The organism is Arthrobacter sp. 3Tela_A (assembly GCF_049311025.1).
Taxonomy (GTDB): Bacteria; Actinomycetota; Actinomycetes; order Actinomycetales; family Micrococcaceae; genus Arthrobacter_B.
In genome coordinates this window covers 1-21,682 of sequence record NZ_JAXIOM010000065.1, presented here as the reverse complement: position 1 = coordinate 21,682, position 21,682 = coordinate 1, and the positions used below count along the sequence as shown (strand labels likewise).

Annotated in this window: 17 protein-coding genes and 2 pseudogenes; 11 read left to right on the top strand and 8 right to left on the bottom strand. The window is 66.1% G+C overall.

The window, feature by feature from the left end; all coding sequences use genetic code 11:
• The 3 genes from TVC13_RS15645 to nrdR all read left to right on the top strand — a co-directional run.
• On the top strand, nt 1–313 hold a 313-nt coding region (locus TVC13_RS15645; RefSeq protein WP_422402098.1), incomplete at its 5' end, for a hypothetical protein.
• 13 nt (nt 314–326) lie between these two features.
• The gene (gene hisD / locus TVC13_RS15640) at nt 327–1,688 is read left to right on the top strand and encodes a histidinol dehydrogenase (protein ID WP_422402097.1); all 1,362 of its coding nucleotides are present in this window, start codon (nt 327–329) and stop codon (nt 1,686–1,688) included.
• A gap of 96 nt (nt 1,689–1,784) precedes the next feature.
• Nucleotides 1,785–2,282 carry a transcriptional regulator NrdR gene (gene nrdR, locus TVC13_RS15635; RefSeq protein WP_091605618.1) on the top strand — a complete coding sequence of 166 codons (498 nt, stop codon included), beginning with the start codon at nt 1,785–1,787 and terminating at the stop codon, nt 2,280–2,282.
• A 78-nt stretch (nt 2,283–2,360) separates the two neighbouring features.
• On the opposite strand, the gene ppgK is transcribed toward nrdR, so the two are convergent.
• Entirely contained in the window at nt 2,361–3,158 is a 798-nt protein-coding gene (gene ppgK / locus TVC13_RS15630) for a polyphosphate--glucose phosphotransferase (protein ID WP_422402096.1), read from the bottom strand.
• Between the two features lie 24 nt (nt 3,159–3,182).
• Nucleotides 3,183–4,061, bottom strand: a complete 879-nt coding sequence (map, locus tag TVC13_RS15625) for a type I methionyl aminopeptidase (protein ID WP_422402095.1) — start codon at nt 4,059–4,061, stop codon at nt 3,183–3,185.
• A 103-nt stretch (nt 4,062–4,164) separates the two neighbouring features.
• Between map and TVC13_RS15620 the strand changes: the two genes are divergently transcribed.
• Nucleotides 4,165–4,326, top strand: coding sequence for an SPOR domain-containing protein (locus TVC13_RS15620; protein WP_422402094.1), 162 nt, complete (start codon nt 4,165–4,167; stop codon nt 4,324–4,326).
• A gap of 55 nt (nt 4,327–4,381) precedes the next feature.
• Here the strand turns inward: TVC13_RS15620 and panB are convergent, their stop codons facing one another.
• Entirely contained in the window at nt 4,382–5,236 is an 855-nt protein-coding gene (gene panB, locus TVC13_RS15615; RefSeq protein ID WP_422402093.1) for a 3-methyl-2-oxobutanoate hydroxymethyltransferase, read from the bottom strand.
• Nucleotides 5,237–5,410: 174 nt separating this feature from the next.
• Here panB and TVC13_RS15610 point away from each other — a divergent pair, with 174 nt between their 5' ends.
• The 4 genes from TVC13_RS15610 to TVC13_RS15595 all read left to right on the top strand — a co-directional run bounded on the left by TVC13_RS15610 (nt 5,411) and on the right by TVC13_RS15595 (nt 12,093).
• On the top strand, nt 5,411–6,751 hold the full coding sequence (locus tag TVC13_RS15610) for a glutamine synthetase family protein (RefSeq protein ID WP_422402092.1): 1,341 nt from the start codon (nt 5,411–5,413) through the stop codon (nt 6,749–6,751).
• Between the two features lie 16 nt (nt 6,752–6,767).
• Nucleotides 6,768–9,785 carry a bifunctional [glutamine synthetase] adenylyltransferase/[glutamine synthetase]-adenylyl-L-tyrosine phosphorylase gene (locus TVC13_RS15605; RefSeq protein WP_422402091.1) on the top strand — a complete coding sequence of 1,006 codons (3,018 nt, stop codon included), beginning with the start codon at nt 6,768–6,770 and terminating at the stop codon, nt 9,783–9,785.
• A 107-nt stretch (nt 9,786–9,892) separates the two neighbouring features.
• Complete coding sequence (locus tag TVC13_RS15600) at nt 9,893–11,368, top strand: amino acid ABC transporter substrate-binding protein/permease (protein WP_422402090.1); 1,476 nt, start codon at nt 9,893–9,895, stop codon at nt 11,366–11,368.
• Nucleotides 11,365–12,093 carry an amino acid ABC transporter ATP-binding protein gene (locus TVC13_RS15595; protein WP_422402089.1) on the top strand — a complete coding sequence of 243 codons (729 nt, stop codon included), beginning with the start codon at nt 11,365–11,367 and terminating at the stop codon, nt 12,091–12,093. The genes TVC13_RS15600 and TVC13_RS15595 overlap by 4 nt, the downstream gene beginning before the upstream one ends.
• A gap of 77 nt (nt 12,094–12,170) precedes the next feature.
• On the opposite strand, the gene TVC13_RS15590 is transcribed toward TVC13_RS15595, so the two are convergent.
• Together TVC13_RS15590 and glnA are read right to left on the bottom strand one after the other, a co-directional pair.
• Complete coding sequence (locus tag TVC13_RS15590; protein WP_422402088.1) at nt 12,171–13,304, bottom strand: serine hydrolase domain-containing protein; 1,134 nt, start codon at nt 13,302–13,304, stop codon at nt 12,171–12,173.
• A 133-nt stretch (nt 13,305–13,437) separates the two neighbouring features.
• Complete coding sequence (gene glnA, locus TVC13_RS15585; protein WP_422402087.1) at nt 13,438–14,862, bottom strand: type I glutamate--ammonia ligase; 1,425 nt, start codon at nt 14,860–14,862, stop codon at nt 13,438–13,440.
• A gap of 260 nt (nt 14,863–15,122) precedes the next feature.
• Here glnA and TVC13_RS15580 point away from each other — a divergent pair, with 260 nt between their 5' ends.
• A complete protein-coding gene (locus TVC13_RS15580; protein WP_422402086.1) occupies nt 15,123–15,569 on the top strand; it encodes an RDD family protein in 447 nt (148 codons plus the stop codon).
• 63 nt (nt 15,570–15,632) lie between these two features.
• Here the strand turns inward: TVC13_RS15580 and TVC13_RS15575 are convergent, their stop codons facing one another.
• The 3 genes and pseudogenes from TVC13_RS15575 to lipB form a co-directional block, all read right to left on the bottom strand.
• Nucleotides 15,633–16,385: a DUF4191 domain-containing protein gene (locus tag TVC13_RS15575; protein WP_422402085.1), complete on the bottom strand. Its 753-nt coding sequence runs from the start codon at nt 16,383–16,385 to the stop codon at nt 15,633–15,635.
• Nucleotides 16,386–16,477: 92 nt separating this feature from the next.
• Nucleotides 16,478–17,482 (bottom strand): lipoyl synthase, encoded by a 1,005-nt coding sequence (gene lipA / locus TVC13_RS15570; RefSeq protein ID WP_422402084.1) that lies wholly within the window; start codon nt 17,480–17,482, stop codon nt 16,478–16,480.
• A pseudogene (gene lipB / locus TVC13_RS15565) lies at nt 17,479–18,219 on the bottom strand (lipoyl(octanoyl) transferase LipB); the annotation flags it as partial. The gene lipA and the pseudogene lipB, both read right to left, overlap by 4 nt.
• An 89-nt stretch (nt 18,220–18,308) precedes the next feature.
• On the opposite strand from lipB, the gene TVC13_RS15560 reads away from it, so the two are divergent.
• Together TVC13_RS15560 and TVC13_RS15555 are read left to right on the top strand one after the other, a co-directional pair.
• Entirely contained in the window at nt 18,309–19,973 is a 1,665-nt protein-coding gene (locus TVC13_RS15560; RefSeq protein WP_422402083.1) for a serine/threonine-protein kinase, read from the top strand.
• Nucleotides 19,974–19,983: 10 nt separating this feature from the next.
• Nucleotides 19,984–21,682 (top strand): annotated as a pseudogene (locus TVC13_RS15555) (peptidase S41); the annotation flags it as partial.

The window sequence follows — 21,682 nt, the reverse complement described above, 5'->3', positions numbered from 1 at the left end:
CGGCCGCCTGCAGCGCCGCGACGACGGCGCGGTGACGCTGAACGCCCAGGAACTGACGGTCCCCGACCTCAGTGAAGGACACTCCGGGCCGGTGGTGATTTCGATGGCCACGTACAAGGCCACCGAAACCGTAGTGACCCAGCTGGGAGACGTGCTGCGGACCCACCCGGGAACCTCGGAAGTGCAGATCCGGCTCAACGGAAACCGCACGGTGGAAGTCATGAAACTGGGCGTGGACCTTCGGGTGAACCCCACGCCGTCGCTCTTCGGCGACTTGAAGGTGCTGCTGGGGCCTGCATGCCTTGATGCCTAGGTAGAATGGGGCTGTGACTTCCTCCGCTCCTGAACGAACTCCTCAGCCCTTTGAGTCCCTGCGTACCCTCGACCTGCGCGGCGGTACGCATACCCCTGCACAGCTGAAGGCCGTGATGCCGCGCGCCGAGACCACCACCGACGTGGCCTCGGACGCCGTCGCGGCGATCATTGCCGACGTCCGCTCCCGCGGATTCGCGGCACTGGCAGAACTGGCGGAGAAGTTCGACGGCGTCCGGCAGGACCATCCGCTGGTTCCCCGGGAGGCCCTCGTCGAGGCGCTGGAGAACCTGGACCCGGCAGTACGTGCCGGACTGGAAGAATCCATCCGCCGTGCCCGGCTGTTTGCCGAGGCGCAGCGTCCGGCGGACGTCGAGGTGGACATCGCCGACGGCGCGAAGGTCACTCACCGCTGGGTTCCGGTAAACCGGGTGGGTCTCTATGTACCGGGCGGGCTGGCTGTCTACCCGTCCTCAGTCGTCATGAACGTGGTTCCGGCGCAGGCTGCCGGTGTCGCATCGCTGGCCCTGGCCTCGCCGCCGCAGAAGGAATTCGGCGGACTGCCGCACCCCACCATCCTGGCTGCAGCGGAACTGCTGGGCATCGAAGAGGTCTACGCAGTGGGCGGCGCCCAGGCAATCGCCGCCTTCGCCTATGGCATCCCCGCCGGCGAAACCGGCCCCGCACTGCCACCGGTGGACGTTGTCACCGGCCCCGGCAACGTGTTCGTGGCCACCGCCAAACGCCTGGTCAAGGGCGTCGTCGGGATCGACGCTGAAGCCGGCCCCACCGAGATCGCCGTCCTCGCCGATGCCACAGCCGAACCGAAGTTCGTCGCAGCAGACCTGATCAGCCAGGCTGAACACGACCCCAACGCGGCCTCCGTGCTGGTCACGGACTCACCTGAGCTAGCCGACGCGGTGCGGTCGGAACTCGACGTACAGGTTCCGGCTACCAAGCACACCGAACGGGTGCGCACGGCGCTTGCCGGACCGCAGTCCGCCGTCGTACTCGTGGACTCGCTGGACGCCGGAATTGCCGTCTGCAATGCCTACGGTGCCGAACACCTGGAAATCCAGACCGCCAACGCCGCAGCGGTGGCCCGCCGGATCACCAGCGCCGGCGCGATCTTCGTGGGCAGCTACAGCCCGGTCAGCCTGGGCGACTACTGCTCCGGTTCAAACCATGTGCTCCCCACAGCCGGAACGGCCGCGTTCTCTTCGGGACTGAACGTCACCACCTTTATGCGCGCCATCCAGGTGATCGACTACGGCCGGAATGCGCTGAACGAGGTCAGCGGGCACGTCGTCGCGCTCTCGCAGGCGGAGGACCTCCCGGCCCACGGTGACGCCGTCAGTATCCGGTTCGCCGGCTAGCGCTGCCACCAGCTCCGGCCCGGTTGTGACCCGGGCGGGGCCGAGACCTAGAATGAGGGCGCCAAGCCCGCCGCCCGCGTGTGAAAGGACCGAGGAATGTACTGTCCGTATTGCCGCAACGCCGATTCGCGGGTCGTGGACAGCCGCCTGGCTGACGACGGCTCAGCGATCCGCCGCCGCCGGCAGTGTCCCGAATGCGGACGCCGGTTCAGCACCGTGGAGACCACCAGCCTCAGCGTCATCAAGCGTTCCGGCGTGGCTGAGCCCTTCAGCCGCAGCAAGGTGATCAACGGGGCGCGCAAGGCCTGCCAGGGCCGCCCGGTCAGCGAGGATGACCTGGCGCTGCTGGCACAGGAGGTGGAGGAGACCATCCGTGCCTCCGGCGTCGCCGAGATCCAGGCCCACGAAGTGGGCCTGGCCATCCTGCAGCCGCTGCAGAAACTGGACCAGGTGGCGTACCTCCGTTTTGCCAGCGTCTACCAGTCCTTCGATTCACTGGAAGACTTCGAGACGGCAATTGCCGCACTGCGTGCGGAATCAGCGCGTGCCGGCGGTGTTCCCGCGGGTGCGCAGCGTCCGCTGACCGCCCAGTAGCCGCCCCCATCGAGATAGCAGAAAGTGCCCGTTAGAACGCTCTAACGGGCACTTTCTGCGATCTCGATGAGGTTGAGGCTACTTGACGTAGTTGAAGTGCAGGGCGGCCTGGAGGGCGGCGCCGACGATTCCCGCGTTGTTCTTCAGGTTTGCCGTGACCATGGGGGTGCGCAGGTCCAGCAGGGGCAGGAAGTCCTCGCTGCGCTTGGAGATGCCGCCGCCAATAACGAACAGGTCGGGGGAGAAGAGGAACTCCACGTGGGAGAAGTACCGCTGCAGGCGCTTGGCATACTCTTCCCAGCTGATGTCATCGCGTTCGCGGGCTGAGGCGGAGGCCCGGGTTTCGGCGTCGACGCCGTCGATCTCCAGATGGCCCAGCTCCGCGTTGGGAACCAGCGAGCCGTTGTAAATGAGGGCCGATCCGATGCCGGTACCCAGAGTGATGACAAGCACGGTGCCGTCCACACCGCGGCCGGCACCGTAGCGCGCTTCGGCCAGGCCGGCGGCGTCGGCGTCGTTCATGACCTGCACTTCACGGTTCAGCGCGTTGGTCAGCAGCGCGTCGACGTCTGTATCCACCCAGCTCTTGTCCACGTTCGCCGCGGAGCGTGCCACGCCGTGCTGGATGATCGCCGGAAATGTCACGCCGACGGGAACATCGGTACCCGGGCCCTCGGGACGGGAGGAGAGCTCGGCGACAATCTGGCCAACGACGCCGGCGACTGCCTGGGGGGTGGCAGGCTTCGGCGTCGGAATCCGGAAGCGGTCGCCGATGAGCTTGCCCTTGGCGAGGTCAACGATGCCGCCCTTGATTCCCGTACCGCCGATGTCGATGCCAATGACGGCGTCGTGCTTGTTCTTCTGCTTCTTGGCCATGGTTCTCCAGTGCTAGGCGGTGCCCTAGGGCAGGGTCAGGATTTCGGCGCCGTCATCGGTGACGAGCAGGGTGTGTTCAAACTGGGCGGTGCGCTTGCGGTCCTTTGTGACCACGGTCCAGTTGTCCTCCCACATGTCCCACTCAATGGTCCCGAGAGTGAGCATAGGCTCAATGGTAAACACCATTCCGGTTTCGATGAGGCGGCTGTAGGCCGGTGCGGCGTCGTAATGCGGAATTATCAGGCCGGTATGGAAGGCCTCGCCGACGCCGTGTCCCGTGAAGTCCCGCACCACACCGTAGCCGAACCGCTTGGCATATGACTCAATGGCGCGGCCTATTACGTTAATCTCGCGTCCGGGCATCACGGCCTTGATGGCGCGGCGGAGTGACTCTGCGGTGCGTTCGACGAGCAGCCGGGACTCGTCGTCCACGTTCCCGGCCAGGAAGGTGTAGTTGGTGTCTCCGTGCACGCCGTTGATGTAGGCGGTGATGTCCACGTTGACGATGTCCCCGTCCTGGATCACGGTTGTGTCAGGAATGCCGTGGCAGATGACCTCATTGATGGAGGTGCAGATGGACTTCGGGAAGTGCCGGTAGCCCAGCGTGGACGGGTAGGCGTTGTGGTCGAGCAGGAACTCATGGGCAACCCGGTCCAGCTCATCGGTGGTGACACCGGGTTCAATGTGCCGGCCCACCTCGACGATCGCCTGTGCGGCGATCCGGCTGGCAATGCGGATCTTCTCGATGGTCTCCGCTGACTTGACCTCTGAGCCGGTGAATTTTGCGGGGGCATCCTTATCCACGTATTCGGGGCGCGCAATCGACGCCGGCACCGGCCGGCGGGGAGAAAGCGTTCCCGGCTGCAGGCGGCCAAGGGGTGCGGTGGCAATATTCTGGGGCATAGTATCGATCTTATCGCCAGCGTTCCGTGCTGCTGCATGGCCGCTCGAATGTGCACCCCCGGCAAGCCCAACAGGGTGTCCGGGCCGAGATGGAGGAGGGCCCATGGCCGAGTACTGGTTCAATGTTCAGACCCACGAAGTAGAGGTGGGCCCGCAGTCGGACTGGACGAAGCTGCTGGGGCCGTACCAGACACGGGAAGAAGCCGCGGCCGCCCTGCAGAAGGTCCAAGCCCGCAACGAAGCGTGGGACAAGGACGAAGACTGACGTCCTGCCGGCGGGCGGCCGGAAAGCCGGAATCCGCCCGGCCGGCAGACCAGGCCTAGAAGCTGTGCTCCGGGCCCGGGAATGTTCCGCTGCGGACCTCGTCCGCGTACTCGCGCGCCGCGTCCGAGAGAACTGAGCGGACGTCGGCAAAGGCCTTGACGAACTTCGGTGCCTTGCCGCCGCGCATGCCGGCCATGTCCTGCCACACGAGCACCTGTCCGGTGGTTGCGTTGCCTGCACCGATACCGATCGTGGGCACGCGGACCGCAGCATCCACTGCTGCCGCCACGTCGGCGGGGACCATCTCCATCAGCACGCAGAACGCGCCCGCTTCAGCCAGCGCGACGGCGTCATCGATCACGGCCTGAGCGGCACCGCCGCGGCCCTGCACCTTGTAGCCGCCCAGGGCATGCTCGCTCTGCGGGGTGAAGCCCACGTGGGCCATCACCGGAATGCCCGCGGCCGTCATGGCACGGACGTGCTGCGCGTAGTGGGCGCCGCCTTCCATCTTCACGGCCTGGACGCCGGCTTCCTTCATCAGGCGCACGGACGACTCAATGGCCTGCGCGGGGGAGACCTCGTAGGAACCGAACGGCAGGTCACAGACGATCAGCGCACGCTTGGCGCCGGCCGAGACGGACTTGGCGAACACGATCATCTCATCCAGCGTGATGGGCAGGGTGGTTTCATGGCCCATCACGTTGTTGGCCGCCGAATCGCCAATCAGCAGGGTTTCAATACCGGCCTCGTCGAAGATCTGGGCCGTGTACTGGTCGTAGGCAGTAAGCATGGCGAACTTTCCGCCGGTGTCCTTGAGCTGCTGCAGGTAGGAGGTTCGAACCCGCCGGGGCGGCACCGGTGCCGCGCTCTGTTCGGTGCCGTACGGTTTGGGCTGTTCAGCGCTGGTCATCCTTTGAGACTACTAAACCTTGGCCCGGGCCGTGCCGCGGCCGGGGAATATGTCCTGCGCGTAATGTCCGAAGCCACGCGTCGTCCAGAGCCGAAAAAGCCACCCGGGCTGGGTAGAGTAAATGCAGGCCGAATCCGGAAACCGCCAAGCGAAGTACAGCGAAAGAGGTTAAGCATGAACCGCCAGCAGGAGTTCGTTCTGCGAACGATCGAAGAACGTGACGTGCGGTTCGTGCGGCTGTGGTTTACCGACGTTGTCGGATCCATGAAATCCGTGGCCCTGGCCCCGGCAGAAGTTGAAGGTGCCTTCGAGGAAGGCCTCGGCTTCGACGGCTCCTCGATCGAGGGCCTGGCCCGCATCTTCGAGTCGGACATGCTGGCCCAGCCGGATCCCTCCACCTTCCAGATCCTGCCCTGGCGCGGTGACGAGGAACAGACTTCCCGGATGTTCTGCGACATCCTCACCCCGGACGGCCAGCCCTCCGCGGCAGACCCCCGCTACGTGCTCAAGCGCCAGCTCGCCAAGGCCGCGGACATGGGTTTCACCTGCTACACGCATCCGGAAATCGAGTTCTACCTGCTGAAGTCGGACCAGCCCGGACCCGACGGCGAACCGGTACCGGTGGACCGTGCAGGCTACTTCGACCATGTCCCCGGCGGCGTCGCCCAGGACTTCCGCCGTACCGCGGTTTCAATGCTGGAAGCCGTGGGCATCTCCGTGGAGTTCAGCCACCACGAGGCCGGTCCCGGTCAGAACGAGATCGATCTGCGCTATGCGGATGCGCTGCAGACGGCGGACAACATCATGACGTTCCGGACGGTGGTCAAGGAAGTCGCCCTGATGACCAACTGCTACGCCACCTTTATGCCCAAGCCGTTCTCCGACCACCCGGGTTCGGGCATGCACACGCACTTCTCCCTGTTCGAGGGCGATTCCAACGCGTTTTTCGAAGCCGGTGCCGAATTCCAGCTTTCCACCACGGCACGCCAGTTCATGGCCGGCATCCTGCGGCACGCACCTGAATTCACCGCCGTCACCAACCAGTTCGTGAACTCCTACAAGCGCCTCTGGGGCGGGGGAGAAGCACCGAGCTACCTGTCCTGGGGCCACAACAACCGCTCTGCCCTGCTGCGGGTGCCGCTGTACAAGCCGGGCAAGGGCCAGTCCGCACGGATCGAATACCGCGGCATTGACTCCGCGGCCAATCCGTACCTGTCCTACGCGGTGCTCCTTGGAGCCGGTCTGAAGGGTATCGAGGAAGGTTACGAGCTGCCCCCGGGCGCCGAGGACGACATCGAGTCGCTTAGCGCCGCCGAGCGCCGCGCCATGGGACACGCGCCCCTGCCCTCAAGCCTGCACGACGCCATCCGCGTCATGGAGGACTCTGAGCTGGTCGCGGAGATCCTGGGTGAGCAGGTGTTCGAGAATTTCCTGCGCAACAAGCAGGCCGACTGGAACGAATACCGCCAGCAGGTGACGGCCTTCGAGCTGAAGAAGAACCTGAGCATCCTCTAACGGAAGCGGACCGCCGATGAGCCTGACCAGACGCCTGATCGCCGCCGGTTTTACGGACCTGGAGAAAAGCGAACGGTTCCTGGCCGCCCCGGAACTGGACGGGATCGACCAGGAACGGCTCTTCGCCGGGTTCGTCCGCGCAGCGAACCCGGACATGGCGCTGCAGTCCCTGGTCCGGCTGCTCTCCCGTATTCCCCAACTGGGGGAACTCGTGGCGGGGGAGCAGGATGAGTCCGAAGCCCTCTTCCGGGTCCTTGGAGCGTCAGAAGCACTGGCCGAGTTTGTCATGCGGCATCCGGAGAACGCAGAGCTGTTCAACACCGGGCTGCGTGCCGAGCCCGGGCAGGTGCCCGCCCGAACGCTCCGCGCGTCCCTGCTGGAGTCGGTGCAGGCCGGTTCCGGTCCCAATCCGGTGGCCCGCCTGACCGGCCCCGAAGCCTACGTGCAGCTGCGAACCCGCTACCGCCGGCACCTGCTTGACCTGGCGATCCGGGATCTCGGTGCCGCCTCCCCGGAAGACACCATGCCCGCCGTCGGCCGCGAACTGGCGGACCTGGCCGGCGCGGCGCTCGAGGCGGCGCTGGCAGTGTCCCGCGCGGAGCTGGCGGACGCCTTCGCAGCTGCCGACGTCGCTGCGGTGCGCCTGGCCGTGATCGGCATGGGCAAGTGCGGGGCGAGCGAACTCAACTACATTTCCGACGTCGACGTCATCTACGTGCTCGACGCGCCGGACCTGGATGAAACGCTGGCCGGCCGGATCGGCACTGCCATGGCCGCGGGCATATCCCGGGTGATCAATGCCTCGGCGCCGGAACCGGGCCTGTGGGAAGTGGACGCGAACCTGCGCCCCGAAGGCAAGGACGGACCGCTGGTCCGGACCCTCGATTCGCACCTGCACTATTACCAGCGCTGGGCGCAGACCTGGGAATTCCAGGCACTGCTCAAGGCACGCGCCGTGGCCGGAGATCCTGAACTAGGCCGGCGCTATGAGGACGCCGTGGCACCGCTGATCTGGTCCAGCTCGGAGCGGGACGGGTTCGTGGAGTCCGTGCAGGCCATGCGCCGGCGGGTCACCGACCACATTCCCTCCCACGAGGAAACCCGGCAGATCAAGCTGGGCAAGGGCGGGCTGCGGGACGTGGAGTTCACGGTCCAGCTGCTGCAGCTGGTCCACGGCCGGATCGACGAATCGCTGCGGGTCCGCACCACCACGGCAGCCATCGCGGCGCTCAGCGAGGGCGGCTACATCGGCCGCGGCGACGCAGCTGACCTTGACGCGGCCTACCGGTACCTGCGTGTCCTGGAGCACCGGATCCAGATGGTGCACATGCGCCGGACCCACCTGATGCCCGAGTCCGAGCCCGCGCTGCGCGCCCTCTCCAAGTCCTCGGCGGGAGCCCTGGCCCTGGTCCGGCCCAGCGCCGAGCGGCTGCTGGAGAACTGGCAGCGGACCAAGCGGCTGGTGCGGCGGCTCCATGAAGCGATCTTCTACCGCCCGCTGCTGGCCACCGCGGCGAACCTCTCCGAAGCCGAAGTCCGGCTCAGCCCCGAGGCCGCCCAGGCCCGGCTGGCAGCCCTGGGCTACGCGGATCCGCGCGGCGCCATGAAGCACATCGAAGCACTGACCAGCGGTATCAGCCGCCGGGCGGCGCTGCAGCGCCAGCTGTTGCCGGTCCTGCTGGGCTGGCTGGGCGACGGCGTGGACCCGGACGCCGGCCTGCTGGGTTTCCGGCGCCTGAGTGAATCGCTCGGTGACAGCCACTGGTTCCTGGGCATGATCCGGGACTCCTCGGCCGCGGGGGAGCGGCTCTGCCAGATCCTTTCCTCCTCCCGGTTCATCAGTGAACTGCTGGAGGTTTCCCCGGAATCCACCGCCTGGCTGGGCACGGACAAGGACCTTCAGCCGTCCAGCTTCGATTCGCTCTGGCAGGAAATGCGGGCCAAGATGTCCCGGCACCCCCGGCCAGAGGAAGCCGTCCGCCTGATCCGCCTGATCCGGCGCCGGGAGATGCTGCGCATTGCGCTGGCCGACAGCGCAGGACTGCTCACGCAGGAGGACGTCGGCCGGGCGCTGTCTGACAACGACCGTGCTGCGGTCCTGGGGACCCTGCACGTGGCTGAGAACGAGGTCTACGCCGGCGAGGAGCAGCTCACGGACGTCCTGGTGGTGGCCATGGGACGCCAGGGCGGACGCGAGATCGGCTACGGGTCCGACGCCGATGTGCTGTACGTCCACCGCCCGCTGCCCGGCAGCGACGCCCAGTCGGCGCAGAGCCAGGCGGAAAAGATCGTGCAGCTGGTCTCCTCCCTGATCCAGCAGCCCTGCCGTCCGGCGGTCCAGGCGGAACGTGTCCTGGAGCTCGACGCCGCGCTGCGGCCGGAGGGCCGCCAGGGACCGCTGGTACGCAGCCTGGACTCCTACGCGGGGTACTACGAGCGCTGGTCGCTGGCCTGGGAGGCCCAGGCACTGCTGCGGGCGCGGCCCATGGCCGGTGACGACCGACTGGGGGAGGATTTCATGTCCCTGGTTGATCCCATCCGGTATCCCGAGCAGCTGGCCGAAACCGACGTGCGGGAGATCCGCCGGATCAAGGCCCGGGTGGAAGCCGAGCGGCTGCCGCGCGGCGCCGATCCCTCCCGGCAGCTGAAACTGGGCCGCGGAGGACTCAGCGACGTCGAGTGGCTGGTGCAGCTCCTTCAGCTGCAGCACGCACGCAAGTATCCGGCTCTGCGCACGACGGCCACGCTCCCGGCGCTGGATGCGCTTTCTGACGCAGGGTTCCTGCCGGAGGCGGATACCGCCATCCTGCGGGAGAGCTGGCTGCTGGCCAGCCGGATCCGTTGCGCAAATGTGATTCGGGGCGGGAGAAACCCGGATGTGCTGCCCTCCTCCCGCAGGGAACTGGAGGCTGTGGCCCGCTGGTGCGGTTACGCCGCAGGTCAGGGCGCAGTTCTGGAAGAAGACTATCTTCGGATCACCCGTCGGGCACGAGGAGTCTTCGAGCGCTGGTTCTACGGTTACGGGGTTGGCTGAGGCCGCTTCCGGTGCCCTGCGGTAATTTCGGTGCCCGCATTCCTAGTAGGCTCTTTGGTGGCGTTTGCTGCGCATCGCCGCGAACCATTAGCTAGGAGATGTTTACTTTGCACAGTGGCAAACGGGTGCCCAAGGGCCCCGCCTCACTCGCGGTTCCCCTCACCTCCCTGCTGGCAGCTGTAGCGCTGCTGCTGGGTATTCCCGCATCCGGGGCCTTCGCGGCCACCTCTCCGGCTGCCGGTGAGGCGGCCGGCAAGACTTACACCATCGGTACAGATACAACTTTTGCGCCCTTCGAGTTCCGCGAGAACGGCGAACTGGTCGGCATCGACATTGACCTGATGAACGCGATCGCCGAAGACCAGGGCTTCTCGGTGGAAATCCGTTCCCTCGGCTTCGACGCTGCCCTTCAGGCGCTGCAGTCCAACCAGGTGGACGGCGTGATCGCCGGTATGTCCATCACCGAAGAACGTCAGAAGGTCTTCGACTTCTCCGACCCGTACTTCGAGTCCGGCATCCAGATGGCCGTGGCAGAGAGCAACAACGAGATTTCCGGCTACGAGGACCTTGAGGGCAAGCGGGTGGCCGTCAAGACGGGCACCGAAGGCCAGGCGTTCGCCGAGTCCATCAAGGACCAGTACGGCTTCGACGTCATTGCCTTCGCCCAGTCCGCGCAGATGTACGACGACGTCAAGGCCGGCTCTTCCGTTGCCGTCTTTGATGATTACCCCGTCCTGGCGTACGGCATCAAGTCGGGCAACGGGCTGAAGACAGTCACCGATAAGGAGGTTGGTTCCTCCTACGGCTTCGCCGTCAACGCTGACACCAACCCCGAGCTGCTTGAGGCCTTCAATGCCGGTCTTGCGGACCTGCGCGAATCCGGCGAATACGACGAGATCCTGGACCGCTACCTGGACGCCGGTGCAGCCGACTCCAGCTTCTGGTCACTGGTTACCGACAACGCGCCCGCCTTCGCCAAGGGCCTTGGCCTGACGCTGCTGGCCACCGCGCTGTCCCTTTTCTTCGCCCTGATCCTGGGCGTGATCTTCGGCTTCTTCAAGGTCAGCTCCAAGATCGTGCTGCGCGGCATCGCCACCACCTATGTGTCGATTTTCCGCGGCACCCCGGTGCTGGTGCAGGCATTCTTCTTCTACTTCGGCCTTCCGCAGCTCATCGGCCAGCCGGTCGATGTGCTGACCGCCGGTGTCCTCACCCTGAGCCTGAACGCCGGTGCCTACATGACGGAGATCGTCCGCGGCGGCATCCAGTCCGTGGATCCGGGCCAGATGGAAGCGGCCCGCAGCCTGGGCCTTGGCTACGGCAAGACCATGCAGAAGATCATCATCCCGCAGGCCGTGAAGATCATGACCCCGTCCTTCATCAACCAGTTCGTGATCACCCTGAAGGACACGTCGCTGCTGGCCGTCATCGGCTTCGCCGAACTGACGTACCAGGCACAGCAGGTTTACGCAGTGAACTTCCGCACCGCAGAGGTGCTGATCATCGTCGCGGCCCTGTACTTCATCGTCATCACCCTGCTGACCAAGCTGGCGGACGTCCTGGATAAGAGGTTCAACAAGTGAGCAAGATCCAAACCATCGGCCTGCGCAAGTCCTACGGCCCGGTCGAGGTCCTGAAGGGACTGGACGTCGCCGTCGCCGAAGGCGAAGTGGTCTGCGTGATCGGGCCTTCCGGCTCCGGCAAGTCCACCTTCCTGCGCTGCCTGAACAAGCTCGAAGACATCACCGCGGGCAAGGTCGTCATTGACGGCTTTGACCTCACCGACCCGAAGGTGGACCTCAACAAGGTCCGCCAGCATATTGGCATGGTATTCCAGCACTTCAACCTCTTCCCGCACATGACCGTGCTGGAGAACATCATGCTGGCACCGGTGGAACTCAAAAAGGGTTCCAAGGCCGAGGTGCGTAAGAACGCCCTGGCGCTGCTGGACCGGGTGGGACTGGCCGACAAGGCCGATGCCCGCCCGGCGCAGCTCTCCGGCGGCCAGAAGCAGCGTGTAGCCATTGCCCGTGCCCTGGCGATGAAGCCGGACGTGATGCTCTTCGACGAGGCAACCTCCGCCCTTGACCCGGAAATGGTCGGCGAGGTCCTCCAGGTTATCCGCGACCTGGCCAAGGAAGGCATGACCATGGTTGTGGTCACCCACGAGATGGGCTTCGCCCGCGAAGTGGCTGACCGGGTTGTCTTTATGGCCGACGGCAACATCGTGGAGGAAAACTCCCCGGAGGAGCTTTTCGGGAACCCGCAGTCCCCGCGGCTGCAGGATTTCCTGGCGAAGGTCCTCTAGGCTCACGGCTGATAACGACGGCGGTGCGGGGCCCGGCTGGGGGCGGCACCGCCGTCGTGCGTTAAGCGGGTTGTGTACTAGCCCCCGCGCGCGGTGGTCCGAACATTCCCGAAAGGTTCCCAGAACCAGTCGAAGCTGTCCTGTGGACCTGACATAAACCGCTGGGTGAACAGCACTCCGATGTCCCCGTTCGGATATACCGCCGCGCTGGTTCCGGATCCACCTGCCCAGCCCCACATGCCGGGCTCGGACCACGGGGCACCCGGTTCGGTCTGCACCGCCGTCATGTAGCCCCAGCTCTCCTGGGAGCCGGCCATCTGGGCGAAACCGGTGCGCTGGCTGCCGACCAGCTGGTCCGCCGCCATTGAAGCGGCCAAGGTTTCGGGGAGCAGGACGCCGTCGGCCATCGCAGCGAGGAAGGCAAGATAATCCGGCACGGTCGAGACCAGGCCGCCGGCGAGGGATTCAAAGCGCGGCGGGATGCTGAACGCGTCCCGGTAGTCCTCCGCCTCGACAAGCTCGCCGTCCTCCAGCTGGTAGACGGCGGGGAACTCTTCTGAGCCGGTGGGGAAGCCGGTGCCGGTGAGGCCAAAAGGGCCGGTGATTCGTTCAGCAAGCAGGTCTGAAACCGGCTTGCCGGTAACTTTCCAGAGCAGGACCGAGAGCAGGTCGGCACCGGAGTGGTACATCCAGCGCTGTCCCGGCTGGGCCGCAAGGGGCAGTTCTGTAAGCCGGGCCAGGTACGTGTCCGGGTCCACGTCAGGGGGATTGGGTCCCCAGAGCAGCTCCCGTGTCGCCGCGGAGTAAGGGGTCTGCCCAAAGTCGATGCCAAACCCTGCGGTGAACGTGAGCAGGTGGCGCAGCGTCACCGGCCCGCGGATCGGAACCGTCACCGAAAGCGGTGCGTCAGGGGAAGCGAGTACACGCAGTCCGCCCAGGCCGGGGAGCCAGCGGGAGACGTCGTCGTCCAATGCCAGCCTTCCTTCCGCCACCAGATCCAGGGCCAGGGCACCGCCCACAAGCTTGCTCAGCGACGAGATGCGGAACGGGGTGTCCGGTGTGACCGGTGCTGATCCGGAAGTATCCAGGCTGCCAAAGGCCCGGACCTCGGTTTGCCCGGCAATCCGGACGCCGGCAACAAGACCGGGGCACCACCCCGACTCCACCTGTAAGGCGAGGCTGTCCCACAGCGGCTGCGTTGATCCGGGCATGCGTCCACCGTCCACCGGATTGTCCGGGACGTCAATGCCTCCCAGCCGATGGTCGGGAAAGTAAAAGGCCCGCACTGCTGCCGGGGCAGCGGTGCGGGCCTTGAAGCGGCGGCTGGGTCAGCCGCGGAAAATCCTAGACACCGTAGTAGAGCTCGAACTCGTACGGGTTCGGGCGCATTGCCAGGGGCAGGATCTCGTTCTCGCGCTTGTAGGCGATCCACGCCTCAATCATGTCCTGGGTGAACACGCCGCCTGCCTGCAGGAACTCGTTGTCGGCCTCCAGGGCATCCAGGGCTTCCTCGAGGGAGCCCGGTGCCTTCTGGATGTCCTTGGCCTCCTCGGCCGGGAGCTCGTAGAGGTCCTTGTCGATCGGGTCTGCCGGCTCGATACGGTTCTTGATTCCGTCCAGGCCTGCCATCAGCTGCGCAGCGAATGCCAGGTACGGGTTGGAGGAGGGGTCCGGAGCGCGGAACTCGATGCGCTTGGCCTTCGGGTTGGAACCGGTGATCGGGATGCGGATACCGGCGGAGCGGTTGCCCTGCGAGTAGACCATGTTGACCGGGGCTTCGAAGCCCTTAACCAGGCGGCGGTAGGAGTTCACCGTCGGGTTGGTGAAGGCCAGGACGGCGGAAGCGTGCTTCAGCAGGCCGCCGATGTACCAGCGGGCAACATCAGAGAGGCCGGCGTAGCCCTTCTCGTCGTAGAACAGCGGCTCGCCGCCGTTCCAGAGCGACTGGTGGCAGTGCATGCCCGAGCCGTTGTCGTTGAAGATCGGCTTCGGCATGAAGGTTGCGGACTTGCCCCAGGCATCGGCGACGTTCTTGACGATGTACTTGAACTTCATCAGGTCGTCAGCCGCGTGGGTCAGCGTCGTGAACTTGTAGTTGATCTCGGCCTGGCCGGCTCCGCCAACCTCGTGGTGGGAGCGCTCGACCTCGAGGCCGGCGTTGTCCAGCTCGACGCAGATAGCGTCGCGGAGGTCGGCCTGCTTGTCCACCGGAGCAACGGGGAAGTAGCCGCCCTTGAACGGGGTCTTGTTGCCCAGGTTGCCGCCTTCTTCTTCACGGCCGCTGTTCCAGGGTGCCTCGATCGAGTCGACCTTGTAGAAGCTGCCCTGCGGGGCGGATTCGTACTGCACGTTGTCGAAGATGAAGAACTCGGCTTCGGGTGCGAAGAACGCGGTGTCGGCGATGCCGGTGGAAGCCAGGTAGGCCTCGGCGCGCTCAGCCACGCCGCGGGGATCGCGGTGGTAGGGCTCGCCGGTGCGGGGGTTGACGATGGAGAAGTTCAGTGCGAGCGTCTTCTCGATGCGGAACGGGTCCAGGAACGCGGTGGTGACGTCGGGGATCAGCTGCATGTCGGATTCGGCGATTCCCTGGAAACCGCGGATGGAGGACCCGTCGAAGAGCTGGCCGTTGACGAAGAAGTCGGCGTCCACGGACTTGGCCGGCACATTGAAGTGCTGCTGCACGCCGGGAAGGTCGGTGAACCGGATGTCGACGAACTTCACATCTTCGTCAGCGATGAACTTGAGGACCTCGTCCGCATTCTTGAACATCGTGTCTATGCTCCTTATACATGTTTGGTTGGAAGGCCTCGGGCGGTGGCCTGTCCGTGCGCCAGCTGGGAATTCCCGCAGGATCCGGCAACTGAAAATAGTCTAGGAGCACCCCATTACCCGCCCGTGTCACCAATGTTTCGGCAACGTTACGTGCATCATGCTCCTGTGACCACCCTAGCCTGTGCGCGCTGTGACAGGCATAATTGGCCGCTTCACAGTCCGACCGCGGGGCTGCTGCAACCCGGTAGTCTTAAACGGTGGTTGACAGAAGAAGCTTAGGTTCATGGCTCGAAGGCCCCCCGTCAGATGAAAGCAACTGGCCGGGCCGCCGGCTGGGAAGGCCCCGCACCGGTCCCGGCTCCATTGCCCGGGTTGGCCCGCGGCTGGGTGCCCTGGTTATCGACTGGGCTGTGGCATCCCTCATCGCCTATGCCTTCTTCGGCGGCACCGGCAACTCGATCCTGCTGGTGTTCGCAGCAGAGCAGATCCTGCTCGTTGGCCTGCTGGGCTACAGTATCGGCCACCGTGTCTTCAGCCTGCAGGTCCAGAAACTGGACGGCGGGGCAGCCGGCCCCCTTGCCGGCGTCGTGCGCACCGTCCTGCTGTGCCTGGTCATCCCGGCCCTGATATTCGACGCCGACCAGCGCGGCCTGCACGACCGTGCCATGAAGACCGTCCTTGTGAAAGTCAAGCACGGACGCTGATCCTCCTGTAAACGAAAGAACGCCCCCGGCATGATCTGCCGGGGGCGTTCTGTTTGGCTTCGTTTAGCGGCCGCGTGCGGCCTTGCGGTCCGGGCGGGCCTTGTACGGGTCGATTCCCTTGGGGATCGGCAGGCGCTGGCCGATGGCGGAGAGTCGCTTGTTCACGGCCTGGACTTCCTGCTTCGTCAGGGACTTCTTGAGCTTCTTGACCTTCTTGGCCACCTGCTGCAGGGGAACCTGGCCCTCGCCGCGGCCGGTCTGGATCACGTGGACCGGAACATTGGGGACAATGCGGTTCATCTTGCGCCGTTCGCCGTCCACCAGGGCCTTCACACGGTTCGAAGGTCCTTCAGTCACCAGGACGATGCCGGGACGGCCGATCGCGCGGAACACGGCATCCTGGGTGCGGGGGCTCACGGCCACCGGCTGTTCCTCGAGGATCCAGCCGCGGCGCAGGACGGAGAGCGCAGCGCCGGAGGCCCCAGGCTGCCCTTCGATCTGGGCAAAGGCGGCACGCTCGGCGCGGCGGGAGAGGATGAACATGGCCGCCAGCAGACCGAGCGGGATCGCGATGATGAGCATCGTGACCCAGTTGTCGATCAGGAACCCAATGATCAGGCCGATGGCAATGATGCCGACGAAGGCACCAACCATCCGCCAGATAACGCTGGGGTCGTTGCGCCGGGTCATCTTAAAGACATCGGCGATCTGTTTCATGCGGCCGGGCTGCTTGTTCTTCTTTTCCGCCTTCGGCTTGCGGGAGAAGAGGCCGCGGCGGGCGCCCTTGGATGCGTCGGAATCAGTGCTGTTGGCCATAATGCGTCAATTCTACGTGATGACGGCCCGGCGCTTTCTCCCCGTGACACAGGGAGGCGCCGGGCCGTTGGAGTCTGGGGGAAAGTACTGCCTTACCGGCGGGCCAGCACGGCGGATGCCTCCTGTGCGGCGGTCCCGGAATCGGTGATGTGTGCCAGATTGGGCGGCAGGACACGTCCCTTTTTGCGCATGGCGCCGGCCCACAGCCGTCCGGCCCGGTACGAGGAGCGCACCAGCGGTCCGCTCATCACACCGAGGAAACCGAGCTCTTCGGCTTCGGCGCTGAGCTCGACAAACTCCTCCGGCTTCACCCAGCGGTCCACGGGAAGATGCCGCTCACTGGGGCGCAGGTACTGGGTGATGGTCAGCAGGTCACAGCCGGCCTCGCGCAGGTCGCGCAGCGCACCGGAGATTTCCTCCCGGGTTTCACCCATACCGAGGATGAGGTTGGATTTGGTCACCATGCCCAGCGCCTGGCCCTGCGTGATCACGTCGAGGGACCGCTCATAGCGGAACGCCGGGCGGATCCGCTTGAACAGCCGGGGCACCGTCTCCACGTTGTGGGCGAACACTTCGGGAGCCGCGTCGCAGATGGCCTGGATGTGTTCGGGCTTGCCGGAGAAGTCCGGGATCAGGATTTCGACGCCGGTGCCCGGGTTCAGGGCGTGGATCTGTCGGATGGTCTCGGCATAGAGCCAGGTTCCCTCGTCCGCCAGGTCATCGCGGGCGACGCCGGTTACTGTGGCGTAGCGCAGGTTCATGGACTGGACGGACCGGGCAACCTTGAGCGGCTCCATGCGGTCGAGCGGTGACGGCTTACCCGTATCGATCTGGCAGAAGTCGCAGCGCCGCGTACATTCCGAGCCGCCGATGAGGAACGTGGCTTCCTTGTCTTCCCAGCATTCGAAGATGTTCGGGCAGCCTGCCTCTTCACAGACCGTGTGGAGGCCCTCCTTCTTGACCTGTCCCTTCAGCTGGACGTACTCCGGGCCGATGTTGACCTTGGCCTTGATCCAGTCGGGCTTGCGTTCCACCGGAACGGCGACGTTTCGCTGCTCGATGCGCAGCAGGCGGCGGCCTTCGGGGGCAAGTGTCACGTCATAGCTCCTTGCGGTTTTTCGGTTGTGCCGGTGCCCGCAGGTACGGACCCGGATGTTCCGGGGCGGTTCAGCAGGCTTCCCAGGGTGCGCTGCAGTTCCTCTTCCACCCGCTGCACAACGGCAGCAGGTGTCACCGGGGTGCCCGTTTCCTGACTCAGGGAGGTGGTGCCGGCATCAGTGATGCCGCAGGCAATGATCTGCGCGTACGGCGCCAGGTCATTGCTGCAGTTAAGGGAGAAGCCGTGCATGGTGACTCCGTGGTCCACGCGGATTCCGACGGCGGCAATCTTGCGGTCCTGCCCGCCGTCTCCGCCGGTGATCCAGACACCGGACCTGCCTTCCACCCGCCGCCCCGTCACACCGTAGTCAGCCAGTACAGCCATGATGGCGTCTTCCAGCGCCGCCACGTAGTCGACCACGAGCACGGGATCAGGCAGCCGGAAGATCGGGTAGCCCACCAGCTGGCCCGGGCCGTGCCAGGTGAGCTTGCCGCCGCGGTCCACGTTGACCACTTCCGTGCCGTCGAAGGGGCGCTCGTGCGGTTCGGTGCGGCGGCCCGCCGTGTAGACCGGGGTGTGCTCCAGCAGGAAGACCGTGTTTCCGCAGCTGCCTTCAAGCACATCGCGGTGAGTCTTGCGCTGGAGCTCCCAGCCCGCCCTGTAGTCGAGGTACTCCGGGGCAAGGCCAACGCGCAGAAACTGCAGATCCATAGGGGCTACCCTAGCGGTGAATGGGACGGAATGCGGATGTGTTTCCCGTCACGTTTTCTTCCTGCTGTGGATAACTTCTGCAGAGATGCGCCAGACGGGCTAGAACTGTCGGCATGCAGACGAACCCAGCTCCGGATACGCCCGCTGCGGGGTACGCCGGGCCGCCGGCCCCGCCGGTGCTCCCGGAAGCACAGTGGCGGGTGGGCCGCTGCCTCGGAACCGGCAGCAGTTCATCCGTGTGGCTGGTGGAGCAGCACGGCGGCGGCAGGCGCTACGCGTTGAAGATGCCGCTCGGACGGGACACCCCGGCAGCGGACTTTGAGCTGCGCCGCGAGCTGGCCATCCTCTCCAGATACCGCCACGAGAACCTGCTCGGCGTGGAAGGAGTCCTCTCTACGGCCTCCGGTCCCGGGCTGCTGCTCGAGTACGCGCCGGGAGACAGCCTGGCGCGCCTCATGGCCGCCCGCGGAACGCTGGGTGCAGGCGAGGCGGTCACCGTGCTGGTTGCCGTGGGAAGGGCGCTGGCCTGCCTGCATGAAGAGGGAGCCGTACACGGGGACGTTGCCCCGGGCAACGTCCTGTTCACGGCCAACGGGAAACCGCTGCTGGCGGACTTCGGAACCGGAAAACTGCTCGCAGAGCCCAGCAGCGGAGAAACCGGAACTCCCGGTTTTATGGCCCCTGACCGTACTGCTGCGGCGGCTGCGGGAGCAGGGCAGGCAGCCGACGTCTACGCGCTGGGCGCTCTCGGCTGGTTCATGCTGACCGGACGGCCCCTGGTGCCGGGCCTGCGACCTCCGCTCAGCGTGCTGCTCCCTCAGCTTCCGGCGGTGCTGCGGGACCTGCTGGACTCCGCACTGGAGGAAGATCCTGCCCTTCGGCCGCTGGCGGGGGACTTCGCCCGCCGTGTGCTTCGGGCCTGCCCCGCAGAACCCGTGGATCTGCTGCCCGCGGTCCATCCGTCGGTCCGCCCGGAGCTGCGCACCCGACGGGCACACGGGGACACAAAGCGTGCGCGGCGACGGCGGTTGCCGGGATGGCGGAGCCGGTCAAGACATCCATGGGATGATGCCCGCCGGCGGACCCTGGCGGTCAGGGGGCCGTTCCCGGCAAGGAGGGCCTGGCTGGTTGCTGCCACCCTGCTGGTCGGCACGACCGCGGGGCTTGCAGCGGTGGCGCTGGCGGCACCCCAGCTCCTGAGGCAGGATACTGCCCGTGTTATTCCTGCCGCAGGAGGCTCACAGGATCAGGCAGCGGACGGCGGGCGATCGGAAGAGAACACCGGGGCAGAGGAAACTGCCGAAGTCCCGGCGGCTTCAGCGGCCGAACCGTCAGCGCAGGAAACTGCAGCACTAACCGGTGACGATCCGGCGGCCGCAGCCCGGGTGCTCTCGGAGCTGCGTGCGCGGGCTTTCGAACGGGGCAGCGTGCAGCTGCTGGGCTGGGTCAATGCGCCGGGTTCCTCCGCCGAAACCGCAGACCTGGAACAGATCCGGGCGCTGGAGGAACGCGGGGAGAGACTGGACGGCCTGGACATTGAAGTGTTCCGGGCTGATACCGTCGCAGTCCCGTCCGGGGCGAAGGCACGGGTCGCTGTCTCGGCCGCACTCTCCGAATGGGAGCAGGTGCGCAGCGATGGATCGGCTGCTGCCGCACCGGGCGGCCCGGTGCGGCAGGAAGTCCTCCTGGAGCTGGAACGGACCGGACAGCAGTGGCGGATCACCGCCGTGCTGCCGGCGGCGGCAAGCCTTCAGGAGCGTACAGACGCCGAAAGATAGGATCGAAGGTATGAGTTCAACTCCGTACCTTCGCTACCCTGACCTGCACGGTGACCGCGTGACCTTTGTGGCCGAGGACGACGTGTGGGTTGCGCCGGTCTCCGGCGGCCGGGCCTGGCGTGTCTCCGCAATGCAGCTGCCGGTCCGCAACCCCCGCTTCTCCCCAGACGGTTCACGGATTGCCTGGAGCGTTACGCAGGGTGCCGCTCCTGAAGTCGTCACCGCTGATACCGACGGCGGTGACTTCCGCCGGCTCACGTTCTGGGGAAACCCCAACACCACGGTCCGCGGCTTCGCCCCCTCGGGCGCCGTGATCGCCACGAGCCCGTTCGAATTCGAGGACCTCCGGCTGCGCTGGGCCTATGAGGTTCCGCTGGACGGATCAGCGGCGTCCAGGCTGCCCTACGGCCCGCTGGATACCCTGGCCCACGGCCCCGCACTTGGCGACGAGCAGCCGCTGGTCATCGGATCGGTGCTCAGCCGGGAGCCCGCCCGCTGGAAGCGTTACCGCGGCGGTACAGCCGGGAAACTATGGATCGACGCCGACGGCAACGGCGAGTTTGTCCGGCTGGTCCCGGAGCTGGATGGCAACCTGGCCTACCCCATGTGGATCGAGGGCCGGATCGCCTTCTTCTCCGACCATGAGGGCTACGGCAATATCTACTCCGTGACCCCGTCCGGCACCGACCTGCGCCGGCACACCGACTTCCAGGACTTCTACGTCCGCCATCCGTCCTCGGACGGCACCCGGATCATTTTCGAATCCGCCGGTTCCCTCTGGCTTCTGCCCAGCCTGGATGCCGAGCCGGAACGCCTGGACATTACGCTGGGTTCCGCCGGAACGAGCCGCCGGCCGCGTCCGCTGAACGCTGCCCAGCACCTTCGGACTGCCGTTCCGGACACCAACGGGTCCTCCAGTGTGGTGGAGACCCACGGCACCCTGCACTGGCTGACCCACAAAGACGGCCCGTCCCGCGTCATCGAAGCGACTCCCGGTGTGCGCGCCAGACTGGGACGGCCGCTGCCCGGCGGCCGTGCCGTGTTCGTAGCCGACCCGGACAACGAAGAGGCCCTGTTCATCAAGGACGTCTTCGCCTCCCTGCCTGCGGCCGGAGATCCACGTCCGGCTTCCGTACCGGCGCCCGCTCCGGCCCAGGCACAGGCCCGGAACGGCCAGGCGGAAACGGAACTGCCCCGTCCGGTCTCGGCCCTGGGCCGCCCGGCAGCCGGCAGCACCGCTGTGCCTGCCGCCGCTGTCCACGCACCGGCTCCGGCCGGCGGAGATGAAGGCCCGGAAGATTCCCAGGCCACGTCCGACGCGGTGCTCGCCTCGCAGGAGAAAGCAGCGGAGACCGGCCTGGTTCGAGTTCCGTTCCCGGCACCAACCCGCACATCCCAGCTGGTCCCCAGCCCGGACGGAAAGCTGGTCGCCGTTGCCACCGAATTCGGCAAGGTTTATCTGCTCGACGTCGAATCCGCCGAACTGCTCGAGGTCGCTGACAGCGGGCACGGGGCAGTCGAGGACCTGGCCTTCAGCCCTGATTCCCGGTGGCTGGCCTGGGCCGAACCCGTTACCGTCCACGGCACGCGCAGCAGGATCCGGCTCCGGGAAACCGCGGCAGGCGAAGCGTCTGTGACGGGCGGGACAGACGGCCGGGTGCCCGCCCACAGTCCCGCCGTCACCCCCGGCGGAAAGTTGCAGGCGTTGC